The sequence below is a fragment of the Actinorugispora endophytica genome, from assembly GCF_004363075.1.
GTDB lineage: Bacteria > Actinomycetota > Actinomycetes > Streptosporangiales > Streptosporangiaceae > Actinorugispora > Actinorugispora endophytica.
Window position 1 is genome coordinate 117207 of sequence record NZ_SNYN01000012.1, and the last position, 9785, is coordinate 126991.

General features: G+C 72.9%; 9 protein-coding genes. 5 read left to right on the plus strand and 4 right to left on the minus strand.

Annotated features, from left to right (window positions below; genetic code table 11):
• Positions 1 to 301: 301 nt before the first annotated feature.
• On the plus strand, positions 302 to 1342 hold the full coding sequence (locus tag EV190_RS15410; protein WP_133742257.1) for a LacI family DNA-binding transcriptional regulator: 1041 nt from the start codon (positions 302 to 304) through the stop codon (positions 1340 to 1342).
• Between the two features lie 51 nt (positions 1343 to 1393).
• On the opposite strand, the gene EV190_RS15415 is transcribed toward EV190_RS15410, so the two are convergent.
• Entirely contained in the window at positions 1394 to 2380 is a 987-nt protein-coding gene (locus tag EV190_RS15415; RefSeq protein WP_133742258.1) for an NAD-dependent epimerase/dehydratase family protein, read from the minus strand.
• A gap of 152 nt (positions 2381 to 2532) precedes the next feature.
• On the opposite strand from EV190_RS15415, the gene EV190_RS15420 reads away from it, so the two are divergent.
• A complete protein-coding gene (locus EV190_RS15420) occupies positions 2533 to 2880 on the plus strand; it encodes a helix-turn-helix domain-containing protein (RefSeq protein ID WP_133742259.1) in 348 nt (115 codons plus the stop codon).
• 56 nt (positions 2881 to 2936) lie between these two features.
• Here EV190_RS15420 and EV190_RS15425 read toward each other — a convergent pair whose 3' ends face one another.
• From EV190_RS15425 to EV190_RS15435, 3 genes are all read right to left on the minus strand, one after another.
• Positions 2937 to 3545: an ATP-dependent Clp protease proteolytic subunit gene (locus tag EV190_RS15425; protein WP_133742260.1), complete on the minus strand. Its 609-nt coding sequence runs from the start codon at positions 3543 to 3545 to the stop codon at positions 2937 to 2939.
• Positions 3542 to 4219, minus strand: a complete 678-nt coding sequence (locus EV190_RS15430) for a ClpP family protease (protein WP_133742261.1) — start codon at positions 4217 to 4219, stop codon at positions 3542 to 3544. Before EV190_RS15430 ends, EV190_RS15425 begins: the two co-directional genes overlap by 4 nt.
• 192 nt (positions 4220 to 4411) lie before the next feature.
• The gene (locus EV190_RS15435; RefSeq protein ID WP_133742262.1) at positions 4412 to 5893 is read right to left on the minus strand and encodes a polysaccharide deacetylase family protein; all 1482 of its coding nucleotides are present in this window, start codon (positions 5891 to 5893) and stop codon (positions 4412 to 4414) included.
• Positions 5894 to 6223: 330 nt separating this feature from the next.
• On the opposite strand from EV190_RS15435, the gene EV190_RS15440 reads away from it, so the two are divergent.
• From EV190_RS15440 to EV190_RS15450, 3 genes are all read left to right on the plus strand, one after another.
• On the plus strand, positions 6224 to 7267 hold the full coding sequence (locus EV190_RS15440; protein ID WP_133742263.1) for an NAD-dependent epimerase/dehydratase family protein: 1044 nt from the start codon (positions 6224 to 6226) through the stop codon (positions 7265 to 7267).
• 250 nt (positions 7268 to 7517) lie between these two features.
• A complete protein-coding gene (locus EV190_RS15445) occupies positions 7518 to 9179 on the plus strand; it encodes an ABC-F family ATP-binding cassette domain-containing protein (RefSeq protein ID WP_133742264.1) in 1662 nt (553 codons plus the stop codon).
• Positions 9180 to 9274: 95 nt separating this feature from the next.
• Positions 9275 to 9694 (plus strand): hypothetical protein, encoded by a 420-nt coding sequence (locus EV190_RS15450; protein ID WP_133742265.1) that lies wholly within the window; start codon positions 9275 to 9277, stop codon positions 9692 to 9694.
• Positions 9695 to 9785 lie beyond the last annotated feature (91 nt).

Sequence of the window (9785 nt, forward strand, 5' to 3'; positions counted from 1 at the left end):
GCCGGAATCCGGGAGGGCTACCGAAACATCCCCCGAAAAAGATCCGAAAGATTTCCGATAGTTTTCGTGAGAGAGACGCTAAGTGTGACGGAAATCGCCGTCAAGGGGTCGCAATGTTTCGGTCGCGTCACGATGAGCACCCCACCGGCCCGTGCACCGCTCCGTGTCGCAGCCGGAGGAGGCCCTGACCAGCCCTCCCCGCCGAACACCGCCCCTCCTCGAACACCTCCGAAAGTTTTCGAGATATGATGCCTTCGCCGGGGCGGGCTCCAGCCTGCCCAGTGCGCTGAAGGGGAGGCGTGTGTCCAAGCGACGACCGACCTTGGCCGAGGTCGCCAGCCAGGCCGGGGTGTCGGTCTCGACCGTGTCCAAGGTGGTCAACGGCCACCTCGACGTCTCGGCCGAGACCCGGAGCCAGATCGAGCGGCTGCTGGAGGAGCACCAGTACCGGCCGCGCCGCTCCCACGCCCGCAAGCCCGTCGGCCTGATCGACCTGGTCTTCCTCGACCTGGACAGCTCGTGGGCCATGCAGATCCTGGCGGGGGCCGAGGAGGTCGCCTACGAGAAGGGCTTCGGGATCGTCGTCTCCGCCGTGCACGACCGCGGCCGCAGCCGCCCCAGCCTCCGCTGGCTGGACAACGTGCACGCGCGCAGCTCCGACGGCGTGGTCATGGTGCTGTCCGAGCTGTCACCGGACCAGCAGGCCCGGCTCGCCGCGCTGGGCGTGCCGGTCGTGGTGGTCGACCCGATCGGCGACCCCGCGCGGGACGTGCCCGCGGTGGGCACCACGAACTGGGCGGGGGGGCTGGCCGCCACCCAGCACCTGATCGGCCTGGGGCACACCCGCATCGCCACCATCAGCGGCCCGTCCCGGGTCATGTGCAGCCGCGCCCGCGTGGACGGCTACCGCAGCGCGATGGACGCCGCGGGCCTGGCCGTACCCGAGGACTACGTCGGGCACGGCGACTTCCGAACCCCCAGCGGGCACGCCGAGACGCACCGCCTGATGGACCTGGACGAACCGCCCACCGCGATCTTCGTGGGCTCGGACCTGATGGCCCGGGGCGCCTACGAGGCCCTGTTCGAGCGCGGCCTGCGCGTGCCGCACGACGTCAGCGTGGTCGGGTTCGACGACCTGCCCGAGGCCGCGTGGGCGGCGCCGCCGCTGACCACGGTGCGCCAGCCCCTCGGCGAGATGGCCCGGATGGCCACCCGGATGCTGCTGCGCCTGGTCGCCGGGCAGGACCCCGGCACCCGGCGGGTGGAGCTTTCCACCGAACTCGTCGAGCGCGCGAGCACCGCTCCCCCGCCCGGTGGCCCCGGGGCGCGTTCTCCCCGCTGATCTCGGCCGCTCCGGGGTCCCGACCGTCTCCGGGACCCGGAGAGGCCAAGGTCAGCGGGAGAGGAGGAACTCCTCCTCCGCCTCCCTCGACAGGCCCACCGGGGGGAGGTCGGGGCGCCGCGGCGCCCGGCCGCCCAGCGACCGGAGCCAGGCCCAGGTGTCGGCGACCGTCTCCTCGACGGGGCGGCAGCGCAGTCCCGCGGCCAGGGCCCTGGACACGTCCCCCCGGTGCATCGTGTCGTGGAGCTCGCCCGGCGGCAGCCAGATCGGCAGGTCGCTCCACGGTTCGATGCCCGCGTCCAGGATCGGCCCGGGGTCGGTCCAGCGCAGTCCGGCGTCGGAGCCGGTGGCGCGCACGCACGCCTCCAGCAGGCTCCCCATCGTGGCGTGCCCCGGTCGGCTCACGAGGTTGTAGGCGCCGCCGAGCCCGCCCTCGACCGCGTCCGCGATCCACGCGGCGAGGTCGCGGGCGTCGACGTACTGCAGCTCCAGGCCGCGCGGCCCGGGTGCCAGCACCGTTCCGCCGCGCGCAATCCGCCCCAGCCACCAGGGCAGCCGTCCGACGTTCTCCCGGGGGCCGAGGATCAGCCCCGCCCGCGCCAGCACCGCCCGGTCGCCGAAGGACTCGACCGCCGCCAGCTCGCCGCCCCGCTTGGCCCGCGCGTAGTCGACCCTCCCGTCGTCGGGCGAGGCGTCCACCACCGGGCCGTCCTCGTCCAGCCCCGGCTCGGCCGGATAGGAGTACACCGAGCGGCTGGACACGTAGGCGTAGTGTCCGGCCCGCCCGGCCAGCAACCGGGCCGCGTCGCGCACCGCCGACGGCTCGCCCGACCAGGTGTCGACGACGGCGTCCCACTCGCCCTTCTCCAGGGCCGCCAGTCCGCCCGCCTCGGTGCGGTCGCCCCGCAGGACGGCGGCACCCTCCGGCGGATCGTGGCGCCCCCGGTGGAAGACGGTCGCCTCCCAGCCCCGCGCCAGCGCCTCCTCGGCGACGGCGCGCCCGACGAACTCGGTTCCGCCCAGGATCAGAAGTCTCATGGCGGCCACCCTCTCCCATGACGGCGGTCCCGGACACCCCCGCCTGCTCTCAGCAGAATCGCCGAGAGCTGAAACCCGCGGCCGGGCCCGGCGGGGCTCCCTCCGATAGACTGACCGCACCCGTGGATCCGGCCAGCAGCGAAGGGCACACCATGACCGAACGCGCCTTGCACGCCGTGCCCGAAGCCGAGGAGCCCCTGCTGCGCCACCTGATCGGCGACGTGCTGCGCCGGGCCCGCCAGGAGCAGGGGCGCACGCTGCGCGAGGTCGCCGAGGCCGCGCAGGTCTCCATGCCCTACCTGTCCGAGATCGAGCGCGGTCGCAAGGAGCCCTCCTCCGAGGTGCTGGCCGCCGTCTACCGGGCTCTGGGCCTGCACCTCGTCGACCTGGTCGGCGACGTCGCCGACCGGCTCTCCGTCATCTCCGCGCCCGTGTCCGCCCCGGCGGCGCCCGGGTTCGCCTCCCGGGGCGGCCCCCGGGCGATGCTCCTGGCGGCCTGAGCGGACGCGGAGGGGGAGGGCCGGGCGCGCCGGGCCCTCCCCCTCCGGCCGTGGGTTCAGGCCGCCGCGCGGGCCAGCTCCCGCGCGCTGACCACCTGGTCGACGAGGCCGTAGTCGCGCGCCTGCGCGGCGGTGAAGATCTTGTCCCGGTCGGTGTCCTCGCGCAGCGTGGCCGTGTCCTGGCCGGTGTGCCTGGACAGGATCTCCTCGATCTCGGCGCGCACCCGCATGATCTCGGCCGCCTGGATCTCCAGGTCCGCGGCCTCGCCCTGCCCGCTGGTCGAGGGCTGGTGCAGCAGCACCCGCGAGTGCCGCAGCGCGAACCGCTTGCCGGGGGCTCCCGCGGCCAGCAGCACCGCCGCCGCCGACGCGGCCTGCCCCATGCAGACCGTGGAGACGTCGGGGCGCACGAACTGGATGGTGTCGTAGATCGCGGTCAGCGCGGTGGCCGAGCCGCCCGGCGAGTTGATGTACAGGTTGATGTCCTGCTCGGCGCTCTCGGCCTCCAGGTGCAGCATCTGGGCCATCACCACGTTGGCGACGCCGTCGTCGATCGGCGTGCCCAGGAAGATGATCCGCTCGGACAGCAGCCTGCTGAACACGTCGTAGGCCCGCTCCCCGTGGGGGGTGCGCTCCACGACCGTGGGGATCGTGTACTGGCTCATGACCGCTCCTCCGTGTTCCGGCCGCCGTCGGCGGCGCTCTTGGGGTCCAGGAATCCGTAGCCCCGCGTGCTCGGGGTGCGCAGCGCGGACGCGTGCTCCACGACGTGGTCGACGAGTCCGTACTCCAGCGCCTGCTCGGCGGTGAACCAGCGGTCCCGACGGCTGTCCCGCTCGATGGTCTCCACGCTCTGGCCGGTGTGCAGGGCGATCAGCTCCTGCATGACACGCTTGGTGTGGGCGAGGTTCTCGGCCTGGATGGCGATGTCCGCGGCGGTTCCGCCGAGGCCGCCGGAGGGCTGGTGCATCATGATCCGGGTGTGCGGCAGGGTGTACCGCTTGCCCGCGGTCCCCGCGCACAGCAGGAACTGCCCCATGCTCGCGGCGAACCCCATGGCGAGGGTCGCCACGTCGTTGGGGACGAAGCGCATGGTGTCGTAGATGGCCATCCCCGCGGTGACGGACCCGCCGGGGCTGTTGACGTAGAGGCTGATGTCCCGCTTCTGGTCCTCGGCGGACAGCAGCAGGAGCTGGGCGCAGACGCGGTTGGCCACGGCGTCGTCGACCTGGTCGCCCAGGACGATGATCCGCTCGTGCAGCAGGCGGGCGGCCAGCTGGTCGTCGAACGGGCCGGCTGCCGCCGTCTCCGCCGCGAGCCGCGGTGCGGTGGGGCGCATGTCTCTCCTCCTCGGACCCGGCCTCCGTGCGGCGGGCGCTCGCCCGCCGCGGCCGGTTCCCCCAGCTTCGCCGGGGCGGGCGGGGGCGGGGAGGGGTTTCTGCCCTGCGGAGATCTGCCGACGGCAGAGGGGCGCGCGGGCCCGCGGGGCGGGGCGCCCGGAGCGGGCGCCCCGCCCCGTGGGGGTGGGAGGTCAGGCGCCCTGGTCGCGGCGCATGTAGGCGACGCCCGGCTCCAGGGTGGTGTCGGCGAACAGCTCCGAGACCGTGACGAAGTGGTAGCCCTTGCCCTGGAGCTGCTCCAGGACTGCGGGGATCGCGTCCACGGTGGGCCGGTGGATGTCGTGGAAGAGCACGATGCTGCCCGGCTGGGTCTCCGACACCGCGGTGTCGATGGTCTTGTCCTTGTTCATGTGCTGCCAGTCCAGCGTGTCGACGTCCCACAGGATCATCGGGTAGTCGACGTTCGCCTGGGTGGTCTCGTTGAACGACCCGTACGGCGGGCGCATCGAGGTCACCTCGACCCCGGTGGCGTCCTTGATGGCGGCGGCGGTGCGCTCGACGTCGTCCCTGACCGCGTCGCCGCCCATCAGGGCGAGGTTGTCGTGCTTCCAGGTGTGGATGCCGATCTCGTGGCCCGCCTCGGCGGTGCTCCGGACCGTCTCGGGGGAACTCTCGGTCAGCGAGCCCAGCACGTAGAAGGTGGCCTTGGCCGAGTACTCGTCGAGGTGCTCCAGCAGCAGGCCGGTGTCCTCTCCGGGGCCGTCGTCGAAGGTCAGCGCGACGCACGGCACCCGGTCGCAGTCCAGGCCCGCCACGGGGCCGTCCGCGGGACCCAGGTCCACGCTCCGGGCGTCCTCCATGACCGCGGTCCGCGCGGACCGGCCGAACCTGGACAGCAGCACCTCGCTGTCGGGGACGGGGACCTGGACGTCCTCCTCGCCTTCGCCGGCCTCGCCGGGGCTGAAGCTGACCACCAGCTCGCCCGCGGCGTTGAACCCGATGTCCTCCAGCGCCGACCCCTCGCGGTCCGCCGCGCTCTGCCACGCCGCCTCGGGGTCCACGAGCGCCGGCTCGACGGAGTCGTCCGCGGCGAGCCCCCGCGAGGCGGGCGCGGGCAGACCCGGCGGCAGCGCGTTCGGCGCCACTCCGTGCTCGTCCCTCAGGACCCGCGACACCTGCGCGCCCAGCTCGTCGATCGCCTCGTCCCCGTTGAGCAGCGCGGTCCACGGCAGCGCCTCGCCCGATCCGGCGTCGTACCAGCGGCTGGTGCCCTCGACCGCGCCGTCGGTCCTGGCGGTGATGCGGGCTCCCAGCACGCCGCCCGAGGCCACCAGGAACTTCGCCTCCTGCTCCAGCGAGGTCCCTCCGTCCCCGGTGAGGAACGCGGTCTCCCGCTCGGCCATGGCGGTGCGGACCTCGGTGGTGAAGTCGGCGGCGCCCGGAACCTGCGGGTACCGGCTGGTGACGCTCTTGCCGTCGACGGAGACGGTCCGCTCCCCGGTGCTCAGTCCCTCGATCCACGCGGCGTCGACCGTGCGCAGCCCCGGAGGCAGATCTGCCTCACCGCCGAACGGGCCTCCCAGCGCCGAGCAGGCGGGAAGCGCGGCCAGAGCGAGCGATGCCGCAAAGATGCCGATAAAACGCCCTTTGGTGGACGAAGGGTTCCAGAACACTACGAACCGACCTAACAATGAAATGGCGTACGAGAAGAGCAAGTCGATCCGGGACCGGGGATCGGTCGGCTTTGAGCCGCAGAGTGCAAATTACGGCTTTGTGTAGGGGTGTGCAATTACGCAACACCCGCCTTGGGCCAGACTTGGGCCTTGGGGACCGTACTTCGCACTTCGGACCTAACCGCCATTGATGATCCCACCATAAGTCCGACTCGCGAACACAACTGTCCACCCGTGACACGCCTCACCGCTTTCCCGCCGATTGTCGCCCTGTGTAGTTGTATGAGCCTTGACGGTTACGTCCTTCGGCATGTCGGATGGTGGTTTCGCATGAGGGCACTGGTGACGGGCGGAGCCGGTTTCATCGGCTCTCACCTGGTCGAATACCTGCTCGCACTCGGTCACGAGGTCGTGGTCCTGGACGACCTGTCCACCGGGGCCCGGGCCAACCTGGTGCACGCCCTGCGCGACCCCCGAACGAGCTTCGTACACGGATCGGTGCTGGATTCCGGCGTCCTGCGCACCGCGATGACCGGTTGCGACACGGTTTTCCACCTCGCGTCCCTGGTCGGCGCCAGAATGGTCGGAATCGAACCCGTGCGGACCCTGCACGTCAACGTCGTGGGCACCGAGCGGGTGCTCGCCGCCGCGCTGGACCGGGGGTGCCGGGTGCTGTTCTCCTCGGGCGGCGAGGTGTACGGCCGCAGCAACGGCGAGGCCCTGCGCGAGGACGACGACCGGATCCTGGGCCCCGCCCAGGAGGGACGCTGGTGCACCGCCGTCACCAAGGGCCTGGGCGAGTACCTGACGGCCCGGTATTTCCACGAGTACGGCCTGGACACCGTGACCGTCCGGCTGTTCGACGTCACCGGGCCGCGCCAGTCGCTCGACTACGGCCACGTCCTGCCCGCCTTCGTCGAGCAGGCCCTGCACGGGCGGCCCGTCACCGTGCACGGAGACGGCTCCCAGACGCGCTGCTTCTGCTCGGTCCACGACGTGGTGCCCGCCCTGGTCGCGCTCGTGGAGCAGCCCCGCGCCCGCGGGCGGACCGTCAACATCGGCGCGCGGGACCGGACCGGCATCATGGAGCTGGCCCGGCGGGTCCTGGCGCTCACCCGCTCCGGCAGCGGCATCGTCACCATCGACCACCAGGTGGCCCGCGGCCCCGGATACGCCGAGACGGGCCACCGCGTCCCCGACACCTCCCTGGCCCGCGAACTGATCGGCTGGAGCGCGGACACCGGACTGGACGCGATCATCACCTCGGTCGTGGAGGACCAGACCGGCCGCTCCTCCCCCTACGGCGGCCACGGCGGAGCGGTGACGCGGGTCGGGGTGAAAAACCACTTGCCCCGCGCCCGCACCTCTGATTAGCCTCCTCCTCGTGAAGTAACGGCATCGAGCACCGCCCGCGTCCGAGGCGCTCCCACCCGGTTCCACACCGCGTGGTCGAGCAGGCGCCCCTCCGAGGTCCCGGCTCCAAGGGCCTCTCGGAGCGCGCCCCCGCCCGGCGGGCGGCCCCCGTCAACACGGTGCGGCCTCGACCCCGTCTCCCACGGCACCCGGACACGCGTCGCGCGCGTCGAGGCCCGCCTCCGGAACCGAACCAGGATGGTGGCGCGTTTTGCGAACCCACGACTTCCCCACCCCGCCCCCGGCGGGATCGTCCCCGGTGCTCACCGCTCGGGACCTGGCCAAGACGTACGGCTCGCGCGTCGTCTTCGACGGGCTGTCCCTCGACGTCGCGCCGGGTCAGCGGCTCGGCCTGGTCGGGGAGAACGGCGTGGGCAAGTCCACGCTGCTGCGGCTGCTGGCCGGGGCCGAGGAGCCCGACGCGGGCACCGTCGCCCGCCCCGCCGACACCGGTTTCCTGCGCCAGGAGCTCCCCTATCCGCCGGAGACGGCGCTGGGCGCGGTCGTGGAGGACGCGCTCGGCGAGGTCCGCGCCGTGGAGGCGGCCCTGGCCGCGGGAGCCGAGGCCCTCGACGCCCGCCCCGACGACGCGGCCGTGCTCACCGCCTACGGGGCGGCTCTGGAGCACGCCGAGGCCCGCGAGGTGTGGGACGCCGACCGGCGGGCCGCAATGGTGCTGGAAGGCCTGGGACTGGCCGGGATCGCGGCCGAACGGCCCCTCTCCACCCTGTCGGGCGGCCAGCGCAGCAGGCTGGGCCTGGCCGCTCTGCTGGTCCGGCGCCCCCGGGCGCTGCTCCTGGACGAGCCCACCAACCACCTGGACGACGACGCCCTGGCCTTCCTCTCCGGGCACCTGCGCGCGATGCCCGGCGCCGTCGTGCTCGCCGGCCACGACCGGGTGTTCCTGGACGAGGCGTGCACCGGCATCGTCGACCTGGACCCGTCCCGGGAGGGGCGGGTCCACTACGGCGGCGCCTACACCTACTACCTGCGCGAGAAGCGGACGGAGCGGCTGCGGTGGGAGCAGCAGTACGCCGACGAGCAGGCCCGGCTGCGTGAACTGCGCGAGTCGGTGCACGCCAGGGCGCGCAGGGTGGGCCAGTTCCGGCCGATGAAGGACGGCAACAAGATGGACTACGACGGGATGGGCGAGCACGTCCAGCGCCAGATCTCCCGCCGGGTCCGCAACGCCCGGCGCCGCCTGGACGAGCTGGAACGCGACCAGGTGCGCAGGCCTCCGCGGCCGCTGTCCTTCTCCTCCGCGCTGACCGGGGCGGCCGCCGCCGGGGGCCACGTGCTCACCGTCCGGGGCGTGGAGGTGCCCGGGCGGCTGCGCGTGGACGCCCTGGACCTGCCCGCCGACGGCCGCCTCCTGGTCACCGGCCCCAACGGGGCGGGCAAGACCACCCTGCTGCACGTGCTGGCCCGCACCCTGGTCCCCCCGACCGGGACGGTGCGGTGGCGGCGCGGCGCCACCGTGGCGCTCCTGGAGCAGGACGTGGTGTTCCGCCGCCCCGAGCTCACCCCGACGCGCCTGTTCGAGGCGATGACCGCGAGGACGGCGGACCCGCCCGTGCTGGGCGAGCTCGGCCTGGTGGCGCCCCGCGACCTGGACCGCCCGGTGGGGGTGCTCAGCGTCGGGCAGCGGCGGCGGCTCGCCCTGGCGCTGCTGGTGGCACGCGCCCCGCAGGTCCTACTGCTGGACGAGCCCACCAACCACATCTCCCTGGCCCTGGCCGAGGAGCTGGAGGAGGCGCTGCGCGCCTCGGCCGGGGCCGTCGTCGTGGCCACCCACGACCGGTGGCTGCGCCGAGGCTGGGACGGACCCGAACTGCGCCTGGAGCAGGGGCGGGCACTGGCCGGAAGCGGCTGATCCGGGTAACGAATGGAACCGGCCGACGCGTTCACCCGTCCGGACCTGAGAGCATCGGCGGAGAAGTTGACGAAAAGACACGGAAAGGCTGGGACATGAGCTACCCGGGACAACCGCCCGGCGGCTACGGGGGGCAACCGCCCGGCGGCTACGGAGGGCCGCCGCACAGCGGTACGGGAGGGTGGGGGGCTCCCCCTCCGCCGCCTCCTCCTCCCCCTGGCGGGTACGGCGGTTCCTTCGGCAGGCCCAACAGCGAGCCCCCGGCGAGCCAGGGCAGCGCGATCGGCGCGCTGATCTGCAACGGGCTGGGCCTGTGCCTGTGCTGGCCGCTGGGCCTCATCGGCCTGATCCTGGCGATCATCGCGCTGGTCCAGACCACCACGAGCCCGAGCACCGCGCGCGTGCTGACGCTGATCGCCTGGGTCCTGTTCGGCGTCAGCGCCGTGATCGGCATCATCTACTTCGCGCTGTACGGCAGTATCCTCTTCGCCGAGCTCTCCTCTTCCTCCTACTAGGTAGTGTTTTCAAATGATCGCCGCTGGTGGATCATGGTGTCGTGATACGTCGTCATGAACTGTCGGATGCCGAGTGGGAGTTCGTCCGGCC